This is a genomic window from Sulfitobacter sp. M39, assembly GCF_021735935.1.
GTDB lineage: Bacteria > Pseudomonadota > Alphaproteobacteria > Rhodobacterales > Rhodobacteraceae > Sulfitobacter.
Map to the genome: position 1 here is coordinate 1,559,064 of NZ_WMDZ01000001.1, position 25,675 is coordinate 1,584,738.

Genomic DNA, 25,675 nt, shown 5'->3' on the forward strand with positions numbered 1-25,675 from the left:
GTTAAATCTGTGCAATGCTTCAATATTGTGCGCGATGCCTGAAAACGCGCCGCAGGGGGCTGCAGCGACAGGATTATGGGGGCCCCGCTTTTGGCTGCTCGTCACACGGGCGCGGCTGCGTTAGGGTTTGGGGAAGGATATTCAGGCAAGGCAGGAAATTATGACGGACAGTGCCCGTTCTCTCGGCTCTCGGCTTAGCGCGGTGTTGGCAGAGGTCTACCCCGATCTGGATGCCGATATCCTTTCCAGCAAGGTCCTTGACGCCTTCTGGCCCGAGGGAACAACCCGCCGCAAAAGGGGCCGTGTTGCCGGCAATACGCTTTGGTCGGAACGCGACGCGCTGCTGATCACCTATGGCAACTCTATCGTGGACGGGGCGCATAAGCCGCTGGATTTGTTGAACGACTTCTTGCACCGGTACTTGCGCGGCACATTGAACAGCGTGCATATCCTGCCGTTCTTCCCCTATACTTCTGACGACGGGTTTGCGGTGTCCGATTTTCGCGCGGTGAACCCGCAGCTAGGGGATTGGCCTGATATCAACCGCATCGCCGCCGATTTCACGCTGATGTCCGATCTGGTGCTGAACCATGTGTCGAGCCAGGGGAACTGGTTCAACGCCTACCGTCAGGGGCAGGCCCCCTATGACAAGTTCTTTTTCGAAGCCTCACCGCAGGATGATCTGCGCGAGGTGGTACGCCCGCGCACGACGCCCCTGCTGCAAGAGGTAGAGACCTCGAGCGGCCCGCGCCATGTCTGGTGCACTTTCAGCCATGACCAGATCGACCTTGATTTCCGCAACCCCGAGGTGCTGCTCGAGTTTTTGCGGATCATCCGCCTGCATGTGGACAATGGCGTGCAGATCATCCGGCTGGATGCGGTGGCGTTCTTGTGGAAGCAGATCGGCACCCCGTCGATCCACCTGCCACAAACCCATGCGATTATCCGGCTGATGCGTTTGCTGTGCGATTATGCGCCGGAAAAGATCATCTTGCTGACCGAAACCAATGTGCCCAAGGCCGAAAACCTCAGCTATTTCGGGGCAGGGGACGAGGCCCATGCGATCTATAATTTCCCGCTGCCGCCGCTGATCTTGCATGCGATGATGTCGGGCAATGGGGCGCATCTGCGGCGCTGGCAACGTACGATGCCGCCGGCCCCCATGGGTTGCGCCTATCTGAACTTTACCGCCAGTCACGACGGGATCGGCATGCGCCCCGCCGAAGGGTTGTTGCCCGAGGATGAAAAACAACAGGTCATTGATACGGTGCTACAGGTCGGCGGGTTGGTGTCGATGCGCAGCCTGCCCGACGGCGGGCAAAGCCCGTACGAGCTGAACACGACCTTTTACGACGCGCTGTCGCGGACCTTTAAGGGCGAGGATGACCATCATCATGCGCGGTTCATCTGTTCGCAGACCATCGTCATGTCGCTGGAGGGGATACCCGCCTTCTACATCCACGCCATGCTGGCGACACCCAATGATCACGCGCAGGTCGAACATCGCGGGATGAGCCGCGCGATCAACCGACACCGATGGGATTATCCGAGCTTGCGCGACCGGCTGGCCGATGCGTCCAGCGCGCAGTCGCAGGTCTTGGGCGATCTGTCGGCGCGGCTAAAGGTGCGGCAGAAACAAAAGGCGTTTCACCCCAATGCGACGCAATTCACCGTGAACCTGCAAGATGACCGCGTGTTCGGCGTGTGGCGGCAAAGTCTGGACCGCAAACAGTCGATCTTTGCGCTGCATAACGTCAGCGACGCCTCTGTCGCGATTTCGGCGGCGGCGCTAAACCTGATCGAGGATCAACCGTGGCTGGACCTGATCAGCGGTGATTTGATTGACGCCAGCGCTGATCACATCACGCTAGCCCCCTATCAATGCATGTGGATCACCAACCGGTTCTGACGGCACCGCCCGCGCGGCCCCTAGTTAACTGTATTCAGCGTCATCCGCTGCCGCGGCCTCGCGTAGTTTGGCGAGAAATTCAGGTGCGGCGGAATGAACGCGGTTCCATGTGGGGATAAAGGGGGTCTCGTGCGGGTTATCGAGAAAGAAGTGTCCCGCCCGCATGATATTCTCGGTAAAGAGCTCGATCGCGCGTTCTTCCTTGTGGCGGTCGATGCTCAGCCCGTTCATCTTGGCGTCGTTGTAATAGGCATCCAGCAGGTCGAGCGCACAGCGATAATAGGTCGCCTTGAGCGTGCGAAAGACATTGGGTGTGAACACCGTGCCGTCTGCCGCCAGCTTGCGGAAAATAGCCTTGCAGATGTCGGTGGACATGCGGTTCAACCCCGCATCGGCGTCGGCCTCGCTCAGATCTTGGTGCTTGTGGTCATAGTCGTCGGCGATTTCGACCTGACAGACCGATTTCGGCGCGAGGTTGCGCCATGCCTCTGACAGCACGCCGATCTCCAGCCCCCAGTCGGAGGGGATGCGCAGATCGGGCAAGATATTGGTGCGCATGGCAAATTCACCCGAGAGCGGATAGCGGAAAGCGCGCAGGTAATCGATATAGTCACGGTCGCCCACGACCTTTTTCAGCGCGATCAGCAGCGGGCTGACCAGCAGCCGCGTGACCCGCCCGTTCAGCTTGTCGCTGCCCACCCGCGCGTAATAGCCTTTGGCGACCTGATAGGGGAAATTCGCATTGGCGACAGGATAGATCAGCCGCGCCAGCAGGTCGTTGGTATAGGTCACGATATCGCAATCATGGATCGCCATCACCGCGCTGTCCTGACAGGCGATCAGATAGCCGAGCGAGGACCAGACGTTCTTGCCCTTGCCTTGTTCGGCGGGGGCGAGGCCCATGTCTTTGAGCTGCGCGCCAAGCGCCAGCATCCGCGGGCTGTCGTTCCAGATCACGATATGGTTCTGGTTGAGGCCCTTGAAGAACTCTTTCGCATGGCGGAACTGTGCCTCGTCGGCGCGGTCCAGACCGATGATGATGCGGTGCAGATAGGTGACCTTGGACAGCTCGGCCAGAATGCGGGGCATCGCCTCGGTCTCTAGCTCGGAGTAGAGACAAGGCAGGATCAGCGCCATTTTGCGGGTCTGGGCAAACGTCTCAAGCTCGTAGGTCATTTCGTCCAGCGAGCGGGTGCGCAGATTGTGCAGGGTCGCGATATTCCCGTTTTGATGAAAATCAGCCATGCTTTGTCATTCCTTAGTTCAGGTTAAGCCGCGCGATCAGGTCCAGCACGGCACCGTTCCATCCGGCAGGGCCGGGGAGCGTGGTGCGGGTGATCCTGCCGATGTCCTCACCGGGCAGCGGGGGCAGGGGGTCGCGGTGCGGGTTGGCGACAATGACGCCAAACTCGGCCGCTTGCAGCATCTCTATGTCATTGGGGGCATCGCCAAGCGCCAGCGTATGGCGCGGCGCAAAGGCGTCGGTCAGCGCGGCCATCTGGTCGGCCTTGGTACGCCCGTAGGAGAGGGTCAGAAACCGTCCCCCTTCACGGGCATGGATACCGTGATCGTGCAGCGCGTCGATAAATGTGCCGCGCAACTCGGCGCTGCCCGACCAGATGCCGGGTTCGGAAAAGGCCCGCTCTGCCGCGTTGGCGGCGTCATTATGCGACAGGCCGGTGATCTGTGCGATCTGTGCCACGGTCATATCGCCGAACCCGCAAAACGGGTCGCGCAGGTCCGCAGGCAGGCTGTCGAGCGTGCGGCGCAGGCGCACGTAACTGTCCGTTTTGGGCATGTCGGTGCTATCGGGCGGTAGAATGCCGGCACCATTTTCGATGATCGCGGGGCAGTGATCCCATGCCAGTTCGGCGCGAATCCCTGCGATCTCGGGCGCGGTTTTCGAGCTCGCCAACACCACTGCGGCCCCGATTTTGCGCAATGTATCCAAGGCCGGGGTGGCCGCATCCCAGCGATAGGAACTATGTGACAGCAACGTGCCATCAAGGTCGGTAAACACCAGCAGGGGTAAAGACATAGCCATAGATCAAGCGTGTGGCGCGGGATGGATAGTTGCAACTGGACACAGACGTTCATCGCGCGGTTTGCATTGTTTTTCTAGCTTTTGCCTAAAAAATGTGCAGAAACTGGACTGAGCGGATGCGCACGTATAAATAGAATCACATGGGCGCTTTCCGGGGGAGGGTACGGTCTGAAAACGGTCAGGTGACGTCGCGACCAAAGGCTGTATTTTCACTCTGACAATAATTTTTATTGTTGACGTAAACAAAGTTGCGCGACAGTCTGAGCGCCAAGATACGCCAAAGCGTGCTTCGGGGGATTATTTGTCAACAACTGCGATACAGGCGGCGGCGCTTTCGCCACCGGATGGATTGGGCGACCGCATGCGGATGCAGCGTCATCGGATGGCGATGACATTGCAGCAGCTGTCGGCTGCGTCTGGCGTGTCGGTGGGCTATCTGAGCCAGGTGGAACGCGGCAACGCGACACCGACGCTTGGCACGCTTAGCCAGATCGCCGCAGCACTTGAGGTAGATACGGATTTCTTCGTGCGGACCCCGCGCACGGTCGACAGCCTGACCCGCGGTGTCGCACGGCCCCGTTTTGCGGTGGCAGGATCGTCGATTGAATATGAACAGATCGGTGCCGAACGCGCGGGTCACGAGATGACATCTTATGTGATGAATGTCCCGCCCGGCTACGAATCCGAAACGGTGACCCATGTTGGCGAAGAGATCATCTATATCCTTGAGGGTGAGATCTCGCAGATGGTTGGCGAACGGGAGTATCTGATGACGGCGGGCGACAGCCTGCATTATCTGGGTACCACGCCCCATTGCTGGGCCAACAGGACAGACCGGCAGGCCCGCATCTTATGGGTCGGTCGCATGAAATACGATAAGTCCGGGGAAATCGGACAGAGTGAGGCCGCGCCAGCAGAGAGCTCGCGCGAAATGTTACCCCTCAGGCGTTAACCCTATCGCCCTCATCGGCCCAGAGAGGCCGTGGGGAGATAACACTTTACCAACTAGGAGAGTAAATCGAATGTCTTTCAAGAAAATCATGGCCACGGGCCTGCTGCTCAGCACGCTTGGCGTTGCGGCGCAGGCGCAGTCGCTGGTCTATTGCTCGGAAGGGTCGCCAGAAGGCTTTGACCCGGCCCTGTACACCGCAGGCACGACCTTTGATGCGTCCAGCCACCCGATCTACAACCGCCTGGCGGAATTCAAGGTCGGCACCACCGAAACCGTTCCCGCGCTGGCCGAAAGCTGGGACGTGTCCGAAGACGGCAAGACCGTGACGTTCAAGCTGCGCAAAGGCGTCAAGTTTCACAGCAACGCCCAGTTCACGCCCACACGCGACTTTAACGCCGATGACGTGATCTTTAGCTTTGACCGTCAAGGCAACGCCGACAACCCCTACAACCAAGTATCGGGTGGCACCTGGGAATACTACGGTGCGATGTCGATGCCTGACCTGATCGAAAGCATTGAAAAGGTTGACGATTACACCGTTCAGTTCAACCTGACCCGCGCCGAAGCGCCGATCATTGCCAACATGGCGATGGACTTTGCCTCGATCGTGTCCAAGGAATATGCCGACGCGATGCTAGAAGCCGGCACGCCGGAAATGCTGAACCAGGCACCAATCGGTACCGGCCCGTTCACCTTCCAAGCCTACCAGAAAGACGCCGTGATCCGTTACGTGCGCAACGACGAATACTGGGGTGACCCGGCGAAAGTCGAAGCGTTGATCTTTGCGATCACACCGGACGCCTCCGTGCGCTACCAGAAGGTACAAGCGGGCGAATGCCACGTCATGGCCTATCCGAACCCTGCGGACGTGCAGGCGATGAAAGACGCCGAAGATGTCGTCGTGATGGAGCAAGAGGGCCTGAACGTGGGCTATCTGGCGTACAACACGCAGATGCCTCCGTTCGACAACGCCAATGTGCGTAAAGCGTTGAACATGGCGATCGACAAGCAAGCGATCATCGACGTGGTGTTCCAGGGCTCCGGCGAAATCGCCAAGAACCCGCTGCCGCCGACAATGTGGTCCTATAACGACGCGATCGAGGACGACAAATACGATCCCGAAGCCGCGAAAGCCGCGCTGGAAGCCGAAGGCGTATCCGACCTGACGCTGAAAATCTGGGCGATGCCGGTACAGCGTCCCTATAACCCCAATGCCCGCCGTATGGCCGAGCTGATGCAGGAAGACTTCTCGAAGGTCGGTGTCGACGTAGAGATCGTGTCCTACGAATGGGGTGAATACCTTGAGCGTTCCAAAGCGAAAGACCGCGATGGTGCCGTTCTGCTGGGTTGGACAGGTGACAACGGTGACCCCGACAACTTCCTCGCGGTTCTGCTGGGCTGCGACGGCGTAGAGAAATCCAACCGCGCACAATGGTGCAACGAGGAATTCGACGCGCTGGTTCAGGAAGCCAAGGTTCTGCCAACACAAGAAGAACGTGCGCCGCTGTATGAAAAAGCGCAGGAAATCTTCAAGGACCAAGCCCCTTGGGCCACCATCGCGCATTCGGTTGTTTACATGCCAATGCGCCCCGAAGTTGAAAACTATGTTGTGCACCCGCTGGGTGGCCACATCTTCAACCAGGTTGGTCTGTCGCAATAACAGCGATGACAACGCAATGGGGACGGTGCATATCGCGCCGTCCCTTCCTCTATTCTAGGCCCCGGCCACGTTAACGAAAGGCGCAAGCCCCCGTGTCAAAGAACCTCTCTCAACGTCTTGCCGACTATGCCGCTGTCGCCGCCGATCTGGGCGTGGATGCCGTGGCGCTGGTGCCCGGACCCAATTTCTCGCGCGCTGTCGGCCAAAGCTTCATGAGCCACGAGCGTCCCTTTGTTCTGGTGATCCCTGCGGATAAACCCGCGGCGGTGCTGTTGCCGAACCTCGAACTGGGTAGCTGGGACACGGTCGGTTTTGACGGCGCGGTATTCGATTGGCGCGACCAAACCGGCTATGCCGATGCTTTTGCCGCGCTGACGCAGCATTTGGGGATCTCGTCGCTGGCGGTCGAAGGGCAGGTGATGCGCGTGTTCGTGCACCATGCGTTCAAACAGGCACAGCCCGATCTGACCATCACCGATGCAGAGCGTGAAATTTCGGCCCTTCGGATGATCAAGACCCCCGAGGATATCGCCGCCCTGCGCGAGGCGATCGGCATTTCCGAACGCGCCCTCCAGCGCACGCTGGACAGCGTCAAGCTGGGCCAGAGCGAGAAGCAGATCGAACAGACGCTGGTGCAGGCGCTTTTCGCGGAAGGGGCGGATGACCTGTCCTTTGGTCCCATCGTGGCCGCCGCAGATGGCTCGGCCCGGCCCCATGCCCACGCCCGCGAGGATTACGCGGTCAAGGCGGGCGATGCGCTGCTGCTGGACTTTGGTGCGCGCAAGAACGGCTTTGCCGCCGACATCACCCGCACCGTTTTTCTGGATCACGTCACCGACGAGGGGCGCGATGTCTATGACACTGTGCTGCGCGCCAATATGGCAGGGCTTGCCGTGACCCGCGCGGGGGTGACCGCGCATGACATCGACGATGCCGTGATCTCTGTTCTGGAAGCCTCGCCCTACGGGGATCGCATCCGCACCAAGACCGGCCACGGTCTGGGCCGCGAGGTCCACGAGGCCCCTTATATCATGCGTGGCAACCACATGACTTTACCCGCCGGGACGGTTTACACCAATGAGCCCGGCCTTTACGAGATCGGAAATTTCGGCGTGCGCATCGAGGATGACGTGCTGATTACCGACGACGGCTATGAAACGCTGACCAACTTCCCCAAAGAGCTGATGGTGATAAAATGCTGAACTATGTTCTGGGACGACTGCTGACGTTCATCCCGACTTTCATCGGGGTGACGCTGATCTCCTTCGGGTTCATCCGCGCGCTGCCGGGCGACCCCATCCAAGTGATGGCGGGCGAGCGCGGCATCTCTGATGAACGCTATGCCCAACTGGCCAAACAATTCGGCTATGACCAGCCGATCTATGTGCAATTCTGGGACTATCTGACCGGCGTGCTTCAGGGCGATTTGGGCAATAGCTTTGTCACCAAGCGCCCGGTGTTCGACGAGTTTTTCACCCTTTTCCCAGCCACGCTTGAGCTGGCGGTCTGCGCGATGATCTTTGCCATCGCCCTTGGCCTTCCGGCGGGGGTGATTGCGGCGGTGAACCGGGGCAAGTTCTTTGACCGGGCGCTGATGTCCACGGCGCTGGTGGGCTATTCGATGCCGATCTTCTGGTGGGCGCTGCTGCTGATCATTGTCTTTTCGGGCAACCTGCAATGGACACCTGTGTCGGGGCGGATTGATCTGCTGTATTACTTCCCCAACCCCACCGGTTTTATGCTGATTGACAGTCTGGCGTCGGGTCAGAAGGGGGCGTTCCTGTCAGCGGTGCGCCATCTGGTTCTGCCAACGATCGTGCTGGGGACAATCCCGCTGGCCGTGATCGCACGCCAGACGCGGTCGGCCATGTTGGAGGTTCTGGGCGAGGATTACATCCGCACCGCCCGCGCCAAGGGGATGTCTCCGGGGCGGATCAACGGCATCCACGCCCTGCGCAACGCCCTGATCCCCGTGATCACCGTGATTGGTCTGTCGGTCGGCACATTGCTGGCCGGTGCGATCCTGACCGAAACCATCTTTAGCTGGCCGGGCATCGGCAAGTGGATGGTCGATAGTATTTTCCGCCGCGATTACCCCGTGGTTCAGGGCGGGCTGCTGCTGATTGCTGTGATGGTGATGGTCGTGAACCTGACCGTCGACATGCTTTACGGCGTCATCAACCCCAAAATCAGAAAGCGATAACATGGACGACGCACTCTCTGCCGAAGCCGCAATGGTCCAGGAACGTCCGGGCCGCTTGCGCGAATTCTGGTTCTACTTCCGCGAAAACCGCGGCGCTGTCATCGGGCTGTGGATCTTTGCGGTCTTTGCCTTTCTGGCCCTGTTCGGCCCCTGGGTCGCCCCCCATGACGCGACAGAGCAATTCCGCGCCGCCACCCTACAGCCCCCCGCGTGGCAAGAGGGCGGCACCTGGACCCATATCCTGGGCACCGATCCGCTGGGGCGCGATATGCTGTCACGTCTGATTGTGGGCGCGCGTTATTCCTTCTTTGTGGGTGTCGTCGTTGTCTCTATCGCGGCGACCGGCGGGATCATCATCGGGCTGATCGCGGGCTTTGCGCCCAAATGGGTCGATAGCATCATCATGCGTGTCATGGATATTGTGCTGGCGTTCCCGTCCTTGCTGCTGGCGTTGGTGCTGGTGGCGATCCTCGGGCCGTCGCTGACCAACGCGATGATCGCCATCGCGATTGTGTTGCAGCCTCACTATGTGCGCCTGACCCGCGCCAGCGTCATGTCAGAACGTCAAAAAGACTACGTGACCTCGGCCCGCGTGGCGGGGGCAGGGATCTTCCGGCTGATGTTTGTCACCGTGCTGCCCAACTGCCTTGCGCCGATCATCGTGCAGGCCGCGCTGTCATTCTCGACCGCGATCCTTGATGCGGCGGCCTTGGGCTTTCTGGGGATGGGGGCGCAGCCGCCCACACCTGAATGGGGCACCATGCTGGCCGAGGCACGCGAGTTCATCCTGCGCGCCTGGTGGGTCGTGACATTCCCCGGCGTGGCGATCCTTGTGACCGTGCTGGCGATCAACCTCATGGGTGACGGCCTGCGCGACGCGCTTGATCCGAAACTGAAACGGAGCTGAGCCATGACACTTTTGCGTATCAGAAACCTAAGCGTTGATTTCGCCACGGCCTCGGGCAAGTTCCGGGCGGTGGACGGCGTCGATCAAGACGTGAACGAAAGCGAGATCCTCGCGATTGTGGGGGAAAGCGGGTCGGGTAAATCCGTATCGATGCTGGCGCTAATGGGGCTGCTGCCCTGGACCGCCACCGTCACCGCGGACGAGCTGACCTTTGACGGGCACAACCTGCTGACGATGGACGCCAAGGCGCGCCGCAAGATCGTTGGCAATGATCTGGCGATGATCTTTCAGGAACCGATGTCATCGCTCAACCCCTGTTTCACCGTGGGCTGGCAAATCCGCGAGGCCCTGCGGGTGCATCTTGGCATGGGCCGCCGCGAGCGTCAGAAACGGGCGATTGAGCTGTTTGAACAGGTCGGCATCCCCGACCCCGAAAAGCGGCTGTCGGCATTTCCGCACCAGATGTCGGGGGGTATGAACCAGCGCGTGATGATCGCCATGGCGATTGCCTGCAAGCCCAAGCTGCTGATTGCTGATGAACCCACCACGGCGCTGGATGTGACCATCCAGGCGCAGATCCTTGATCTGCTCGCGTCCCTGCGCGAGGAAACGGGCATGGGGCTGGTGTTGATCACGCACGACATGGGCGTCGTTGCGGAAACCGCCGAACGGGTCAGCGTGCAATATGCCGGCCAGAAGATCGAAGAGCAGCCGGTGATCCCGCTGTTTGACGCGCCGCACCACCCCTATACCTCGGCGCTGCTCGACGCGCTGCCAGAACGGGCGACGGAAAAGCGGCTGCCGACCATTCCGGGCGTGGTGCCGGGGCAATTCGACCGCCCCGCAGGATGCCTGTTTTCGCCACGCTGCAAATTCGCCAACGCCAAATGCAAGTCCGAAGCGCCGCCCGCCTTGGGCCCTGATCTGGGCTATGCGCGTTGTTTCTACCCCTTGAACACAGACGAAAGGGTCGCATCATGACCGCACCTGTGATGACTGCAACGGCGCTAGAGCGTCACTATGAAGTCGGCGGCGGGCTGTTTCGCAAGCCGCGCACGCTCAAGGCCGTCGGCGGGCTCGATTTCGCGCTGTATCCCGGCAAGACGCTGGCCGTTGTAGGCGAAAGCGGCTGCGGGAAATCGACGCTCGCGCGGATGGTCACGATGATCGAGGACCCGACCGCCGGATCGCTGACACTGGATGGCAAACCCGTGGTGCGCGAAGACTGGGCATCGCTGCGCAAATCGGTGCAGATCGTGTTCCAAGATCCCTATGGCTCGCTCAACCCGCGCCAGCGGATCGGCGCGATCCTCGAGGAACCTCTCAAGATCAACCGCCCCGACATGAGCAGCAAGGAGCGTACCGCCAAAGCGCGCGAGATGCTGGGGTTGGTGGGGTTGCGGCCTGAGCATTTTGACCGCTATCCGCACATGTTTTCCGGCGGGCAACGCCAGCGGATCGCGATTGCGCGGGCGTTGATGCTGGACCCCAAAGTGCTGGTGCTGGACGAGCCTGTGTCCGCGCTGGACCTGTCGATCCAAAGCTCGGTGCTGAACCTGTTGGTCGATTTGCAGGAACGTCTGCAACTGGCCTATCTGTTCATCTCCCATGACCTGAGCGTTGTGCGTCACGTGGCGGATGAGGTGATCGTGATGTATCTGGGGCGCGCGGTTGAACGTGGCAGCCGCGATGATGTGTTCACCGCGCCGTTCCACCCCTATGCCAAGGCGCTGCTGTCGGCGACGCCCCAAGCGGACCCACGCGGCGCGAAAGAGCGGATCAAGCTGCAAGGCGAACTGCCATCGCCACTGGCGATCCCCGATGGCTGCCCCTTTGCGCCACGGTGCTGGAAAGTGCGCGACAAATGCCGCGCCATGCGGCCCGAACTGCCGCAGGGGCATCATGCCGCGGCGTGCTTCTTTCCTGAAAATGGCGGCACCCCGGCCTAGGGCCGGGGGCTTCCCCTCTTATCTCGCGCGCGTCAGATCAACTCGCGCTTGCGTCGGCGCAAAGCCGTAGCCCGGCGCGTATATGGTCCCGCCGCGAGACGTGGCTGGCCGTCAGACCCTGGGCGGCAAGCCCGCGTGTATAAAGCGGGGCGAGGGGGCTGTCGGATAAGATGACCACCTCGCGGCCCAGCCAATAGGCGCGGGCACCGGCCAGCTCTAGGCCGATCAGCAAGCCCATCAGCCGTGACCAGCCTGCGTCCGTCGTGGGCCCGTTGATTGTGGCTTGTGCCGAAATCTCGGCCAGCGCGGTGGCAAAGATTTGCGGGCGGGCCATGACATCATTCACGGCGGCGTCGAAAGTATTCCCATCCAACGCACCACCGGCAACCGCCTTTGATAGCGGGGCTGTCGCGGACAACTGCGCGGCCATCATGGGGGTGAGAAAACTTTGAAAACTGACGACCTCGCGGGCGCTGATGTGGACCCATGTGGACTGCGCATCAAGGCAACAGATCACCCCGTCAAACTCGGGCGCTGCCTGAAGGTAGCCCGCAATCGCCGTCTCGGCCCCTTGCATGATCTGCGGGGGGCTGGCCTGTTTCAAGCCGGGCACCGCGCGCAGCTCTAGCCGGGGGTCATCAGCCTCTAGTGCGAGCACCCCGCCCAAGGGCTCTGCCGGAACGGGGCGCAGGCTGCTGGCGGGCAGGGCAGGCAGCCCCGCGACGATCACCGGCAAACGCTGTTGGTCCGACAGATAGGGCGACAGTAAATCCGTAAGTGCCGCGACAAAGCCGTCTTCCGCGGGCAAGGCAGCGACTGGCCCGTCGGCCTGCGCCAGCACATCGCCGCGAGGATCATGCACCCACAGATGCATATGCCCATCCGCGACATCGACCCCGATCCACGCGGGGCTTGCGCCGCTCACGCGCGGGGGCCTGATAAGATAGTGCTGGGGAAATGGCGTGTGCCGATCATGGGGTGTCTCCTTGCCTGTGCCGCAGCTTGCCGCGCGGTCGTGTAGAAATCGGGTTGCATCAAAGGGCGCAATCGCGCTCTATTGCGCGATCAACAATAAACATAACGGGAGTTCCTCTGCCATGAAAGTTCTTGCAGCAACCACCGCGCTTACCCTGTCCCTTGCCAGCAGCCTTGCTGCCGCAAGCTGTGACGAGATCACCTTTTCCGACGTAGGTTGGACCGACATCACCGCGACCACTGCCGCGACCACCGTCGTGCTGGACGCCTTGGGCTATGAAACAGACGTTAAAATCCTTTCCGTTCCAGTGACCTACACGTCTATGGCCGCGGGCGACGTGGATGTGTTTCTTGGCAACTGGATGCCCACGATGGAGGCGGACATCGCCCCCTACCGCGAGGATGGCAGCGTTGACACAGTGCGCGCGAACCTGACTGGTGCGAAATACACGCTGGCCGTGAATAAAGCCGCCGCTGACATGGGGATCAAGAATTTTGCCGACATCGCCGCCAATGCAGACGCGCTGGACGGTCAGATCTATGGCATCGAGCCGGGCAATGACGGCAACCGCCTGATCCAGTCGATGATCGACGACAACGCCTTTGATCTGGCCGAGTTCGAGGTCAAGGAATCCTCGGAGCAGGGGATGCTGGCACAGGTCAAACGCCTGTCCGCCAAGGGCGAGCCTATCGTCTTCCTTGGTTGGGAACCGCACCCGATGAACGCGAACTTTGATCTTACCTATCTGGAAGGCGGGGACGATTTCTTTGGCCCCGATCTGGGCGGTGCGACCGTGCACACAAACACCCGCGCCGGTTTTGTCGAGGAATGCCCCAACGTGGGCAAGCTGCTGACCAATCTGGAATTCACCCTCGCTATGGAGAACGAGATCATGGGGGCCATTCTGGATGACGGCGAAGAGCCCCGCGATGCGGCGACAGCCTGGATCAAGGCGAACCCTGATGTGCTCGACACATGGCTGGACGGCGTGACCACCGTGGACGGTGGCGACGCGATGGCGGCCGCCAAGGCCATCGTCGAGTAATCCACCCTTAGGATGTGAAAAGGGCCTGCCATCGGGCGGGCCCTTTTTGCTATCATCGCATGATACCAGCCTCCGGAGGTTCCCATGAACTGGCTCACCGATAACAAGATCCCGATTGATGACGCCGCAGAGGCAGTTTTTGATTGGCTGCTGGTCAACGCCGGTTGGCTGTTCGACGGGCTGGCCGTCGCGATGGAGTGGTTGATTGACGCGATCCTCTGGGTGCTGCAAACGCCGCACCCGCTGATCATCATCGCTGTCTTTGGCGTGTTCACCTGGGCGATCCAGCGCAACTGGAAAACCCCGCTGCTGATCGTGCTGGGGTTCCTGTTCATCCTCAATCAGGATTACTGGGAAGAAACCACCGAAAGCCTGACGCTGGTGCTGTCGGCCTGTGTGGTTTGCATGGGCGTCGGCGTTCCCATCGGCATCGCCGCGGCGCACCGCCCGCGCATGTACCGCTATATGGCACCAGTGCTGGATCTGATGCAGACGCTGCCCACCTTCGTCTATCTTATTCCCGCGATTGTCTTTTTCGGCATCGGCATGGTGCCGGGGCTGATCGCGACGGTGATCTTTGTCCTGCCCGCGCCGATCCGGCTGACGCAGCTTGGTATCGCCTCCACCCCGAAGGCGCTGCTTGAGGCCGCGCAGGCCTTTGGCGCGAAGCCCAGCCAGACGCTGTGGAAGATCGAACTGCCCTATGCGCTGCCGCAGATCATGACCGGTCTGAACCAGACGATCATGCTGTCGCTGTCGATGGTGGTGATCGCAGCGCTCGTGGGGGCTGATGGCCTTGGCGTGCCGGTGGTGCGCGCGCTTAATCAGGTGAACACGGGGCTTGGCTTTGAATCGGGGCTGATCATCGTCGTGGTCGCCATCATGCTGGACCGGATGCTACGGGTGACACGAAAATGAGCGATCAAATGACCAACCCCGCAAACGCCGTCGAATTCGACAATGTGTCCATCGTCTTTGGCCCGAAACCGGCCAAGGCGCTGCCCTTGATGGATGCTGGACAAGACCGTGCCGAAATCGAGGCCGAGACAGGGCAGATCCTCGGGGTGCATAACTGCACGCTTGACGTCAAACAGGGCGAGATCCTTGTGCTGATGGGCTTGTCCGGCTCGGGCAAATCCACCTTGCTGCGCGCGGTCAACGGGTTGAACCCGTTGGTGCGTGGATCGGTGCGGGTGCATGATGGCGACTGGAGCTGTGACGTCACCGCCAGCTCTGCCGCGGATCTGCGCCGCGTGCGCCGCGAATGTGTGTCGATGGTGTTCCAGCAGTTCGGATTGCTGCCGTGGCGCACGGTGCGCGACAACGTGGCCCTTGGGCTGGAACTGGCCGATGTCCCCAAACGCGAACGGCTTGAACGGGCAGAGGCGCAGCTTAGGCTCGTCGGTCTGGCCGATTGGGCCGGCCGCAAGGTCAGCGAGCTGTCGGGCGGGATGCAGCAACGTGTGGGGCTGGCCCGCGCCTTTGCCACCGAAGCCCCGATTCTGCTGATGGACGAGCCTTTCTCGGCCCTTGATCCGCTGATCCGCACCCGGCTGCAGGACGAGCTGCTTGATCTGCAACGCGAGTTGAAACGCACGATCATCTTCGTGAGTCACGATCTGGACGAAGCCTTCAAGCTGGGCGGGCGTATCGCGATTATGGAGGGCGGGCGCATCGTGCAATGCGGCACCCCGCGCGAGATTTTTTCGAACCCCGCGTCGGACTATGTGGCGGAATTCGTGGCCAATATGAACCCGCTTGGCGTGCTGACTGCCCGCGATGTGATGGGCCCGCCCGCCGCGACATCGGACGGGGCCGTCGCCGCCGAGACGCCGGTGGCCGAGCTGATTGGCAAGATCGGCGGTGATGCGCAGGCGATCCCCGTGGTCGAGGACGGAGAGACGATCGGCACCGTGACCGCAGGCAGTATCGTATCGCGCTTGCAGTCCGAATGATGCTTTGACCTCAGGCACTTGGCGGGTCATCACTGCGCCACAGGACCGCGCAGCGCAGGGGATGACAGGATGACGGATCAGGAAAGCTCGGGCCGCGAAAGCAATGCGCTTGGCGTGGCGGGTGTGCTTTTTGCGGGCATCGTCTGGGGCACCACCGGCACCGCCGCGACCTTTGCCCCTGACGTGAGTGCTGCGGCGATCGGTGCCGCGGCGATGGGGATCGGCGGCATCGGGCAGGCGCTGCTGGCGCTGCGGGGCATCGCCCATGCGCGTGCGCAGCTTTGGCAGCAGCGTGGGTTGCTGCTGCTGGGGGCCTTGGCGGTGATGATCTATCCGCTGGCGTTCTATGGCTCCATGCGGTTGGCGGGGGTGACCATCGGGACCGTCGTCACCATCGGCACCGCGCCCCTGTTTGCCGCGCTGATCGAGTATGTGATGGAGCGTTCCTTGCTGACCCTCCGGTGGAGCCTTGGCGCGCTGGCGGGCGTGGCGGGCATGGTGCTGATCTGTCTGGCCGAGGGCGGGCATGGGGCCGCGGGGGGCGTCAATGTGCCGCTGGGGGTCGTGCTGGGTCTGCTCGGCGGGTTTACCTATGCGCTTTATAGCTGGACGGCGCGCGCGATGATGCTGCGCGGCCTGCGGTCGTCGGTAGCCATGGGGGCGACCTTTGGACTGGGCGGGCTGATGTTGATGCCGGTGCTGCTGGCGACCGGCGGCCCGCTGCTGGCTTCGTGGGGCAATGCGGCGGTCGGGCTTTATATGGCGTTTGTGCCGATGTTTCTGGGCTATATCTGTTTCGGCTACGGGCTGTCGCGGGTGCGGGCGAGTACGGCCACGACCCTGACGCTGATCGAGCCGGTGGTCGCAGCACTGCTGGCCGTTGTCGTGGTGGGCGAACGCTTGCCCCCCCTTGGCTGGGCCGGCGTGGGGCTGGTTGTGCTTTGCCTGTTGGTGCTGACCGTACCGACGGGGCGGGGCGCGCAGCCAGTGGCCCCGATCCCGCCCAAGTAGTATCAGATCGGCCTGACGCTGCGACATGGGTAAAATTCTTGCGCTTTTGCTACCTATATCACGGCGTTTTAGTCTAGAAGCGTCGCCAAGCCGCCCCATGCCCCGCCATGGCCCGATAGATTGCAATGACGACCTTACCAAAAAGGACCGCCACAGATGAGCGCCACAGCCCGTAAGACCGCCCCCATGCCGACGGATATTCTGGCCCGCAAAGGGGGGGCTCCGCTGGTGAGCCTGACCGCCTATACCACGCCGATGGCGCAAGTGATGGATGGCATCTGCGATTTCGTGCTTGTGGGCGATTCAGTGGGGATGGTGCTGCACGGGCTGCCCTCGACGCTGGACGTCACGATGGAGATGATGATCCTGCATGGTCAAGCGGTTCGGCGCGGGCTGACCCAGTCGATGCTGGTGATCGATATGCCCTTCGGCAGCTACGAGCAAAGCCCGGCCCAAGCCTTTGAGAACGCGGCACGCTTGATGCGCGAAACCGGCGCCGGTGCGGTCAAGCTTGAAGGGGGGGAGGTGATGGAAGACACCATCGCCTTCCTGACCAAACGCGGCATTCCGGTGATGGCGCATATCGGCCTGACGCCGCAGTCGATCCACACGCTTGGCGGGTACAAGGTGCAGGGGCGCGGTGCGGCAGCCACGCAGCTGATGGCCGACGCGCAGGCGGTGACGCGGGCAGGGGCCTTTGCCGTGGTGCTTGAGAAAGTGCCGCAGGCTTTGGCGGACCAGATCACTGAAACGGTCGCCATTCCCACCATCGGCATCGGTGCGTCAGCACAATGCGACGGGCAAATTCTGGTGGTCGATGACATGCTGGGGCTGTTCACCGCCTTCAAGGCGAAATTCGTAAAACGCTATGCCCATCTGGGCGATGACGCAAAGGCTGCGGTGCAGGCCTATGCCGATGAGGTCACGGCGCGATCCTTCCCCGGACCCGAGCATGTATTTTCTGACGAGGTTTCCAAAACATGACACCCGAAATTATCCGCACGCTGGTTGAACTGCGCAACAAGGTCGCCGGATGGAAAGCCGCGGGCGAAAGCGTCGCCGTGGTGCCGACGATGGGCGCGCTGCATCAGGGCCACCTGAGCCTCGTGCGGGCCGCCAAAGCGGCGTGCGACCGTGTGATCGTGACGATCTTTATCAACCCCAAGCAATTCAACAACCCTGAGGACTACAAGAACTACCCCCGCACCGAGGAAGAGGATGCGCGCAAGCTGATCGCGCTGAAGGCGGATGTCGTCTATGTGCCCGATGGAGAACAGATGTACCCCAACGGCTTCGCGACGACGGTATCGGTCGAAGGTGTCACCCAAGGGCTGTGCGGGGCGCATCGGGCAGGGCATTTTGACGGCGTGGCCACCATCGTGACCAAACTCTTTACCCAGACCCAGGCCGACAAGGCGTTCTTTGGCGAAAAGGATTATCAGCAGCTACAGGTGGTGACCCGTCTGGCGCGGGATCTGGACCTGCCGATAGAGGTGATCGGCTGCCCCACCATCCGCGAGGAGGACGGGCTGGCCATGTCCTCGCGCAATCTGCTGCTTTCGGATCGCGCCCGCACCTGGGCCCCCGAACTTCATCGCGCGATGGAGGAGATGGCGGAAGGGCTGCTGGCCGGAGGCGATCTGGAAGAGCTGCGCGCCGCTGCGGTGAAGCGGGTGGAACGTGCGGGCTTTACGCAGGTGGAATACCTTGACCTGCGCTCTGCTGACCGGTTGGAGGTGATGACCACGCCCGACCGCCCCGCACGTCTGTTGGCCGCCGCGTGGCTGGCCGGTGTGCGGCTGATCGACAATATCGCCGTCGGTTAAATCTTCATCGGTTAGCAAAGAAAAGCGGGGCCCGCGAAGGCCCCGCTGATCGTTTGGCTCAGAATGGGTCGGCGTTACTTGCCGCCGATGCTGAGGGCAGAGGCCATACCGGGGGCTTTGGATTCCCCGCCCAGCTTCTCGCGCACACCGGCCTCGATCTTGTCGCCAGTCTCCTTGTCGATATTGCGCCAGTATTCAAAGGCACGGACGAGCACCTTTTCGCTGACACCGTCGCAGAGGTGCCCCACGACATTCGACACCAGACGCTCGCGACCGTCAGCATCCATCACCTCGCGGACGAGCTTGCCAGCCTGGCTCCAGTCGTCATCATCGGGGCGCAGCGTATAGGCCTGGCGCACCATGTCGCCGTCGGAATACCATAGGCCAGCCTCGTGCTGGTGCGGCTGCGCGGATGGCCCACCGTAAGAGTTAGGCGCGTACACCGGGTCAGACACTTTCTCTGTCCGGCCCGCACCATCTTTCGAATAGCTATGGGTGGGCGAGACGGGCTTGTTGACCGGAATCTGCTTGTAGTTCACGCCAAGCCGCGCGCGGTGTGCGTCGGCGTAGGAAAAGCCCCGTGCCATCAGCATCTTGTCCGGCGACAGACCCACGCCCGGCACCATATTGTTCGGCTCGAACGCGGCCTGTTCGATCTCTGTATGGAAATCGGTGGGGTTGCGGTTCAGGGTCAGCTTGCCGACTTCGATCAGCGGGTAGTCCTCGTGCGGCCAGACCTTGGTCAGATCAAACGGGTTGATGCGATAGGTCTTGGCATCCTCGTAAGGCATGATCTGCCACTTGAGCGTCCAGCTGGGGTGGTTCCCGTCGCGGATGTTGTTGAACAGATCGGCGCGGTGGTAATCGCCGTTGGTCCCCGCCAGCTTGTCGGCTTCGTCTTGGCTAAGGTAGGCATTGCCGTCGCCCTGATCGGTGTGGAAGTGGAACTTGACCCAGAACTTTTCACCCTCGGCATTGACCAGCGAATAGGTGTGGCTGGAATACCCGTTCATCTCGCGCCAGTTTTTCGGAATGCCACGGTCGCCCATGAGATAGGTCACCTGATGTGCGCTTTCGGGCGAGAGCGTCCAGAAATCCCACTGCATGTCGTGGTCGCGCATGTTGTTATCCGCACGGCGTTTCTGGCTGCGGATGAACTGCTGGAACTTGATCGGATCGCGGATGAAGAAGATCGGGGTGTTGTTCCCCACCATGTCAAAGATACCTTCGTCCGTGTACATCTTGATCGAAAAGCCGCGCGGGTCGCGCCATGTGTCCGGGCTGCCGCGTTCGCCTGCCACGGTCGAAAACCGCATCACCACATCGCATTGCGCGCCGGGCTGGAAGATATTCGCCATCGTGTACTTCGACACGTCTTGCGTCGTCTCGAAGGTGCCAAAGGCGCCCGAGCCTTTGGCGTGTGGCTGGCGCTCTGGAATACGTTCGCGGTTAAAATTCGCCATCTGTTCCAGCAGATAGGCGTCATTTAGCACGATCGGGCCATCGGGGCCAACGGTCAGCGAATGTTCATCGCTTTGAACGCGAATGCCGGCGTCTGTGGTTGTGGGAGGGGTTTGCTTCTTGTCGGTCATCTGTAGCTACTCCTTCAGGATCCACTGGCAAAACCTGTAGCGTGACGGATGGTTCCCGACAAAATGCGTAAGGAGTTGGATAGAGGTGTGGCCTGTTGCGCGGCTTAATGGGTCGCCGTGTGAAAGCGGATCACCTGCGCGTTATCCGCCGGATCGACAAGGAAATGCCCGCAGACGCCAAAGACCTCGCGCAGGAGGGTTTCTGTCATGATCTCGGAGGGGGTGCCGATGGCGCGCAGCTTGCCATCTTGCAAGACGCAGATCCGGTCGCAGAGCGTGGCTTGGTTCAGGTCGTGCAGGGCGATGATCGCCGTTGTCGGCAAGCGCTGGATCAGCTCAAGGATCGACAGCTGGTGGCGGATATCCAGATGGTTCGTCGGCTCGTCTAGCAGCAGCACTTGCGGCCTTTGGGCCAGTGCACGGGCGATATGGACGCGCTGTTGTTCACCGCCCGACAGCGTGTGCCAGTGGCGGTCGCCAAAACCCGACAGATCCACATCCGCCAGCGCCTGCGTGACGATGGCGTCGTCTCCTGCGCTCCACCCGCGCAGGGCCGACAGCCACGGTGTGCGGCCCAGTTCAACGGCATGGCGCACGGTGATGCGGTCAGCCGTGTCGGCGTGTTGTTCAACCAGGGCCAGCCGTTGCGCAATGTCGCGCTGGCGCATCTTTGCAAGCGGCGCGCCGTCCAGTTCGACCCGCCCGCGCGAGGGTTTCTGAATACCGGCAAGCATATGCAGCAGCGTGGATTTGCCGGACCCGTTCGGCCCGATCAGCCCCAGCTTTTCGCCCGGCCGCAAGGACAGGGACACGTCATCGACGATGGCGCGGTTGCGCACTCGCCAGCCCAGTTCGTGACACGACAGGATCATGGCGATGTCCTTTTGCCGATCAGGATAAGCGCAAAGACCGGCGCGCCGACCAAAGCGGTCACGACTCCGATGGGCAGCACTTGGCCCGGTACAATCACCCGTGAAATCACATCGGCGAAGACCAGAAACACCGCCCCCGCCAGTGCAGATGCAGGCACAAGGATCGCATGTCGGTGACCCACGACGATCCGCATGGCATGGGGGATCACCAGCCCGACAAAGCCGATCGCACCGACCACCGAGACCATCACCGCCGTGACCAGCGCCGCCGTGCCGATCAGCAGCAGCTGCACGCGGCGCACCGGAATGCCCAAGGACGCGGCGCTGTCGCTGCCGAAGGTAAAGGCATCCAGCGCGCGGGCGTGCCACAGACAGGCCAGCAGCCCGATCATCGCCGCGGGCAGGGCGCTCAGGACATCGGGCCAGCGCACGCCCGACATATTCCCCAAAAGCCAGAACATGATGGCACGGGCCTGTTCGGCATTGGCCGATTTCGTGATCATCAGCGCGGTCAGGGCGTTGAACATCTGGCTGCCCGCAATACCGGCCAGCACGATCACCCCCGCGGCCCGTAGGCCCACACCGCCGCCCGCCGCCTGCGCCAGCAAGGCGACAAAGGCAAAGGCCACCAGCGCCCCGCTGAACGCACCGATAGACAGCGAGATTGCACCACCCCCCAGCCCGAGGATGGTCACCGCCACAGCACCCGTGGACGCCCCCGCAGAGATCCCCAGCAGATAGGGATCCGCCAGCGCATTGCGCAGCAGTGCTTGCAGCACGACGCCCGACAGCGCCAGACCGGCGCCACAGCACATTGCCACCACGGCCCGCGCCATGCGGTAGTTCCACACGATGCCCTCGTCGATCTTGTCGACCGCATAGCCCGCGTTCAGCGCCTTGTTGGCCAGCACCTTCAGCACCACCAGCGGCGGGATAGAGACCTCGCCGATGGCCGCACCAAACAGCAGTGCGGCCAGCAGCACCGGCGGGATGATCACCCACCAGTGCCACTGCGGCCTGCGCATCACAGAGCGGTCGATTGCGGTCATTCGGCCAGATCGAAACCGGACAGCGCGTCAGCCATCGTTTCCAGCGCATAGATCGCACGTACGGTCGGGTCCATCGCATGGGCATCCATGGTGATGATGCGGCCCTCTTTCACCGCGGTCATCTCGCGGGCGACGGGGTCGTTCATCAGGAAGGCGCGCTTTTTCTCGATGTCATCCGCAGGGAAGCGGCGACGGTCCATTTTGGCGAGCACGATGAACGTCGGGTCGGATTTCGCCAGAGTCTCCCATCCGACCAGCGGCCATTCCTCGGCCGAGGTCACGACGTTTTCAACGCCAAGCTTGTCCATCATATAGGCGGGCACACCCTGTTGACCTGCCACATAAGGGTCCGCCGCCATCTCGGACGACGAGAACCAGAACAACGCTGATGTACCCTGAGGCAGGTTCAGCGATTTGGCCTTGGCCACGGCCTTTGCTTCGCGCGATTGCAGGTCTTGCAGCAGGGCGGCACCGGCATCTTGCGCGTTGTAGATCCGGGCAAGTTCCTCGATGCTGGTATACAGCTGCTGGGTCGTGAACAGTTCAGATCGTGTGCCGTCCGCGCCGACAGAGTTATCCTTGGCCGCGCAATCGGTGGGCATCACATAGGTCGGCACGCCCACCTCGTGAAAGCTGTCGCGGGTGCCGACCATACCTTCGGGGCCGACGTGCCATTCATACATCACGGTGACCAGATCGGGGCGTTTACCCAACACGCTTTCAAAGCTGGGATCGTTATCCGCCAGCCGTTCAATCGCATCGTTGGTGTCTTTGAACTCTGGCAAAACAGGGCTGAACCAGACAGAGGTTCCCGCGATCCGGTCCTGCTGACCCAGCAGATACAGGATCTCTGTCGTGGATTGCCCGATGGTCACGGTGGTCTGGGGGGCCGCGTCAAAGCTAAGCGTGTGGCCGCAGTTATCGATGGTCAGCGGATAGTCTGTCTCTGCGCCAAGCGCGGTGCTGCCCGCAAGGCTCGCAATCAGAGTCAGGCTGGAAAAAAATGGTTTCATATCAAGGGCTCCGGTTGGTCCGATGCCGGGGTCTTTGAATAGAAAGACAAGGGGCTAGCCAAACGGCGCGCGGGCGCATTTTGGTCTGCGCGTGTGGTAAGATCCGGTCCCATCATCATCCTCTCCCGAGCAACCCCGCCCGGTGTTTCAGGTTCAGTGTCGGCAGGTCTCCTGACTGACGGATCGCGGCTGTCCCCGCCTTCCCGGACCTTGAGGCCCAGTGGCATGATGGAGGTAGCTCACCGTCTACAGTTGCGGGGGCAGTTCCGGTTCATCCAGACCAAAGCGCGGATGGCGAATTCCCTATTATTTCCCGAAGGAAACCGACCCGGTTTCGATGACAGTTGTCCGCCCACCCGTCAAGTTGCGTTTTTGGGGGCACCATCGTGTGACAAAGGCAAATGACGCAGGTTACAGTTCCGCAGAACGCGCTAGAGGCATGAACAACAAACGGATGGAAAACCAAGTGGCAGCCCGTAGGGGAGTCGAACCCCTCTTTTCAGGTTGAAAACCTGACGTCCTAACCGATAGACGAACGGGCCACTTAACTTGTGAGCGCTTCTTTAGGCAAAGCCATCGGCGGGCGCAAGTGGAAGCAGCGTGAGAAAGGGGGGAAATACGGCAAAAAATTCACGGGGTTTGATACCACATTCCTAAGTGCCATTGATGCGGGGCGCTTGACTGTCCGCTTGCTACGGCGTGCGCCGTGCCAGTCCAAACCGGCCCCGAACAGCGAACGAAACGCATCTCGCCCACATTCACAGCGTAGTATGTTGGGATGTCAGGGAAAGGCACAAGTGGCAGCCCGTAGGGGAGTCGAACCCCTCTTTTCAGGTTGAAAACCTGACGTCCTAACCGATAGACGAACGGGCCACTTAGCTTGTGAGCGCTTCTCTAAGGAATGCGGCGCAGGCGCGCAAGCAGAAATCGAAAGAAAATGAAAAATTTTTACGCAGGTGCCGCATCTTCCAGACGCAGCTGCACGGACTGTCGGCCGCGCCAGGTATTGATGTCCAGACGACCGGCCAGATGGAACCGTGCACCACCGTGGTTTTCCAGTGCCGGGCCAAGCGGGCCGTCAAATGCGCCAAAGGCGATGGCGTCCATTTTGGTGTTGTTGCCGTCGCCAAAACTGATCTTGAGGTGGCTTTCACCCACCCGCTTGGCAAAGCGGATCTGCATGTCGGCAAAGGCATATCGCGGGGCAGGGGCACCGGCCCCAAAGGGGCCTGCCTGCTCCACCTGCTGCGCCAGTTCCACCGTCGCGGCGGCGGGCATCAACATGCCGTCCAGCTTCAGGTCTGCCGCGCCGGCCAGATGCGCGCCCTGCTTGGCCAAGAGCTCTGACAGCCGCGCCATCGCTTCCTCCAGCTTGTCTTCGGCAACGGTCAGACCGGCGGCCATCTTATGCCCGCCGCCCTTGATCAGCAGCCCCTCCGCCGCCAGCCGCTGGATAGGCGCGCCCAGATCGATCCCCGAGACCGATCGGCCGGAGCCTTTGCCGATGCCATCCTCGAACCCGATCACGATCGACGGCCGGTTCGACGCCTCTTTAAGCCGCGAGGCGACGATGCCCACCACGCCCGGGTGCCAGCCCGCGCCCGAGGCCCAGACCAAAGGCGCGTCAAAGCCGCGGGCCTCTGCCTGATCCAGCGCGGCGGCGCGCACGGCGGTTTCGACATCGCGGCGCTCGGTGTTCAGCAGGTCCAGCTTTTCGGCAAGCGACTGCGCCTCATGGGGATCATCGCAGGCCAGCAGCCTTGCCCCCAGATCCGCTTGCCCGATGCGCCCGCCCGCGTTGATCCGCGGGCCAAGCAGAAACCCAAGATGATAGGCCGCCGGGGCCGTATCCATCCGCGCCACATCGGCCAAGGCGGCAAGCCCCAATCTGTCGCGCCGCGCCATGACGCGTAGCCCCTGACGCACAAAGGCGCGGTTCACGCCGATCAACGGGGCGACATCGGCCACCGTGGCGAGCCCCACCAGATCCAGCAGCGCCATCAGGTCAGGCCCGCGTGCGCCCGCTTCGCGCAGTTGGCGCCCTGCCTCGACCAGCATCAAGAACACCACTGCCGCGGCACAAAGATGCGCCAAGGCACCGTCTTCATCCTGCCGGTTGGGGTTCACCACTGCCAAGGCGTCGGGCAGGGTCTCTCCGCCCAGGTGGTGGTCCAGAATAACGACATCCGCCCCGACCGCCGCGGCCACCGGCCCATGCGACAAGGTCCCGCAGTCAACGCAGACAATCAGATCATGAGCCGCGGCCAGCTCGGCCATCGCGGCGTCGTTGGGGCCATATCCTTCGTCGATCCGGTCCGGCACATAAAGCGTCGCGGTGCAGCCCATCTCGCGCAGCCAGACCAGCAGCAGCGCGGCAGAGCTGCCACCATCGACATCATAATCCGCAAAAACGGCAATCCGCTGACGCGCTTTGACCGCAGCTAGAAAACGGGTCGCGGCTTTCTCCATGTCGCGTAGGGAACGCGGGTCAGGCAGTAGATCACGCAACGACGGCGCAAGAAACGCCTCGGCCTCTTCCGCCGCCACGCCGCGCCGCGCCAGCACCTGACACAGGGCCAGCGGCAGGCTGGTCTGCTGCACGAGAACTTCGGTCGCGCGTTCCACCTCGACACCGGGGCCAACCCAGCGACGCCCCGTCAAAGACGCATTAACACATAGAAAGCTCATGCATCTCCCCCTTCCAAATGGTCA

22 protein-coding genes, 2 tRNA genes and 1 riboswitch are annotated in these 25,675 nt (G+C 61.7%); of the genes, 14 read left to right on the forward strand and 10 right to left on the reverse strand.

Annotated elements, in window-relative coordinates; genetic code table 11:
• Positions 1-160 precede the first annotated feature (160 nt).
• Positions 161-1,909, forward strand: a complete 1,749-nt coding sequence (locus tag GLP43_RS07500; protein ID WP_237278822.1) for a sugar phosphorylase — start codon at positions 161-163, stop codon at positions 1,907-1,909.
• A gap of 24 nt (positions 1,910-1,933) precedes the next feature.
• Here the strand turns inward: GLP43_RS07500 and GLP43_RS07505 are convergent, their stop codons facing one another.
• Together GLP43_RS07505 and GLP43_RS07510 are read right to left on the reverse strand one after the other, a co-directional pair.
• Positions 1,934-3,154: a glycosyl transferase gene (locus tag GLP43_RS07505; protein ID WP_237278823.1), complete on the reverse strand. Its 1,221-nt coding sequence runs from the start codon at positions 3,152-3,154 to the stop codon at positions 1,934-1,936.
• A 13-nt stretch (positions 3,155-3,167) separates the two neighbouring features.
• Positions 3,168-3,953: an HAD-IIB family hydrolase gene (locus GLP43_RS07510; protein WP_237278824.1), complete on the reverse strand. Its 786-nt coding sequence runs from the start codon at positions 3,951-3,953 to the stop codon at positions 3,168-3,170.
• Between the two features lie 361 nt (positions 3,954-4,314).
• Here GLP43_RS07510 and GLP43_RS07515 point away from each other — a divergent pair, with 361 nt between their 5' ends.
• The 7 genes from GLP43_RS07515 to GLP43_RS07545 all read left to right on the forward strand — a co-directional run bounded on the left by GLP43_RS07515 (position 4,315) and on the right by GLP43_RS07545 (position 11,624).
• Positions 4,315-4,905, forward strand: a complete 591-nt coding sequence (locus GLP43_RS07515) for a helix-turn-helix domain-containing protein (RefSeq protein ID WP_443069477.1) — start codon at positions 4,315-4,317, stop codon at positions 4,903-4,905.
• A 70-nt stretch (positions 4,906-4,975) separates the two neighbouring features.
• The gene (locus tag GLP43_RS07520) at positions 4,976-6,565 is read left to right on the forward strand and encodes an ABC transporter substrate-binding protein (RefSeq protein ID WP_237278826.1); all 1,590 of its coding nucleotides are present in this window, start codon (positions 4,976-4,978) and stop codon (positions 6,563-6,565) included.
• A gap of 92 nt (positions 6,566-6,657) precedes the next feature.
• Positions 6,658-7,767 (forward strand): M24 family metallopeptidase, encoded by a 1,110-nt coding sequence (locus GLP43_RS07525; protein ID WP_237278827.1) that lies wholly within the window; start codon positions 6,658-6,660, stop codon positions 7,765-7,767.
• Positions 7,761-8,768, forward strand: coding sequence for an ABC transporter permease subunit (locus GLP43_RS07530; protein ID WP_005852501.1), 1,008 nt, complete (start codon positions 7,761-7,763; stop codon positions 8,766-8,768). The genes GLP43_RS07525 and GLP43_RS07530 overlap by 7 nt, the downstream gene beginning before the upstream one ends.
• 1 nt (position 8,769) lies before the next feature.
• Positions 8,770-9,675, forward strand: a complete 906-nt coding sequence (locus GLP43_RS07535; protein WP_237278828.1) for an ABC transporter permease subunit — start codon at positions 8,770-8,772, stop codon at positions 9,673-9,675.
• 3 nt (positions 9,676-9,678) lie between these two features.
• Positions 9,679-10,656 (forward strand): ABC transporter ATP-binding protein, encoded by a 978-nt coding sequence (locus tag GLP43_RS07540; RefSeq protein WP_064216034.1) that lies wholly within the window; start codon positions 9,679-9,681, stop codon positions 10,654-10,656.
• Positions 10,653-11,624: an ABC transporter ATP-binding protein gene (locus GLP43_RS07545; protein ID WP_237278829.1), complete on the forward strand. Its 972-nt coding sequence runs from the start codon at positions 10,653-10,655 to the stop codon at positions 11,622-11,624. Before GLP43_RS07540 ends, GLP43_RS07545 begins: the two co-directional genes overlap by 4 nt.
• Positions 11,625-11,661: 37 nt before the next feature.
• Here the strand turns inward: GLP43_RS07545 and GLP43_RS07550 are convergent, their stop codons facing one another.
• Positions 11,662-12,549 carry a 2-dehydro-3-deoxygalactonokinase gene (locus GLP43_RS07550; RefSeq protein WP_237278830.1) on the reverse strand — a complete coding sequence of 296 codons (888 nt, stop codon included), beginning with the start codon at positions 12,547-12,549 and terminating at the stop codon, positions 11,662-11,664.
• A 172-nt stretch (positions 12,550-12,721) separates the two neighbouring features.
• Here GLP43_RS07550 and GLP43_RS07555 point away from each other — a divergent pair, with 172 nt between their 5' ends.
• From GLP43_RS07555 to panC, 6 genes are all read left to right on the forward strand, one after another.
• The gene (locus GLP43_RS07555) at positions 12,722-13,645 is read left to right on the forward strand and encodes a choline ABC transporter substrate-binding protein (protein WP_074635647.1); all 924 of its coding nucleotides are present in this window, start codon (positions 12,722-12,724) and stop codon (positions 13,643-13,645) included.
• An 84-nt stretch (positions 13,646-13,729) separates the two neighbouring features.
• Complete coding sequence (gene choW / locus GLP43_RS07560; protein ID WP_237278831.1) at positions 13,730-14,563, forward strand: choline ABC transporter permease subunit; 834 nt, start codon at positions 13,730-13,732, stop codon at positions 14,561-14,563.
• An 8-nt stretch (positions 14,564-14,571) separates the two neighbouring features.
• Positions 14,572-15,600 (forward strand): choline ABC transporter ATP-binding protein, encoded by a 1,029-nt coding sequence (choV, locus tag GLP43_RS07565; RefSeq protein WP_237278832.1) that lies wholly within the window; start codon positions 14,572-14,574, stop codon positions 15,598-15,600.
• A 69-nt stretch (positions 15,601-15,669) separates the two neighbouring features.
• Positions 15,670-16,611: a DMT family transporter gene (locus tag GLP43_RS07570; protein WP_237278833.1), complete on the forward strand. Its 942-nt coding sequence runs from the start codon at positions 15,670-15,672 to the stop codon at positions 16,609-16,611.
• 156 nt (positions 16,612-16,767) lie between these two features.
• Complete coding sequence (gene panB / locus GLP43_RS07575; RefSeq protein WP_237278834.1) at positions 16,768-17,595, forward strand: 3-methyl-2-oxobutanoate hydroxymethyltransferase; 828 nt, start codon at positions 16,768-16,770, stop codon at positions 17,593-17,595.
• Positions 17,592-18,437, forward strand: coding sequence for a pantoate--beta-alanine ligase (panC, locus tag GLP43_RS07580; protein ID WP_237278835.1), 846 nt, complete (start codon positions 17,592-17,594; stop codon positions 18,435-18,437). The genes panB and panC overlap by 4 nt, the downstream gene beginning before the upstream one ends.
• A gap of 74 nt (positions 18,438-18,511) precedes the next feature.
• On the opposite strand, the gene GLP43_RS07585 is transcribed toward panC, so the two are convergent.
• The 7 genes from GLP43_RS07585 to recJ all read right to left on the reverse strand — a co-directional run bounded on the left by GLP43_RS07585 (position 18,512) and on the right by recJ (position 25,651).
• Positions 18,512-20,029, reverse strand: coding sequence for a catalase (locus GLP43_RS07585; protein ID WP_237278836.1), 1,518 nt, complete (start codon positions 20,027-20,029; stop codon positions 18,512-18,514).
• Positions 20,030-20,133: 104 nt separating this feature from the next.
• Entirely contained in the window at positions 20,134-20,901 is a 768-nt protein-coding gene (locus tag GLP43_RS07590) for an ABC transporter ATP-binding protein (protein WP_237278837.1), read from the reverse strand.
• Positions 20,898-21,926: a FecCD family ABC transporter permease gene (locus GLP43_RS07595; protein ID WP_237279937.1), complete on the reverse strand. Its 1,029-nt coding sequence runs from the start codon at positions 21,924-21,926 to the stop codon at positions 20,898-20,900. The genes GLP43_RS07590 and GLP43_RS07595 overlap by 4 nt, the downstream gene beginning before the upstream one ends.
• Positions 21,927-21,946: 20 nt before the next feature.
• Positions 21,947-22,963 carry an ABC transporter substrate-binding protein gene (locus tag GLP43_RS07600; RefSeq protein WP_237278838.1) on the reverse strand — a complete coding sequence of 339 codons (1,017 nt, stop codon included), beginning with the start codon at positions 22,961-22,963 and terminating at the stop codon, positions 21,947-21,949.
• Between the two features lie 144 nt (positions 22,964-23,107).
• A riboswitch (cobalamin riboswitch) is annotated at positions 23,108-23,306 on the reverse strand.
• A 124-nt stretch (positions 23,307-23,430) separates the two neighbouring features.
• Positions 23,431-23,505, reverse strand: a tRNA-Glu gene (locus GLP43_RS07605).
• A 256-nt stretch (positions 23,506-23,761) separates the two neighbouring features.
• A tRNA-Glu gene (locus tag GLP43_RS07610) sits at positions 23,762-23,836 on the reverse strand.
• A 75-nt stretch (positions 23,837-23,911) separates the two neighbouring features.
• Positions 23,912-25,651 (reverse strand): single-stranded-DNA-specific exonuclease RecJ, encoded by a 1,740-nt coding sequence (recJ, locus tag GLP43_RS07615; protein ID WP_237278839.1) that lies wholly within the window; start codon positions 25,649-25,651, stop codon positions 23,912-23,914.
• Positions 25,652-25,675: the final 24 nt, after the last annotated feature.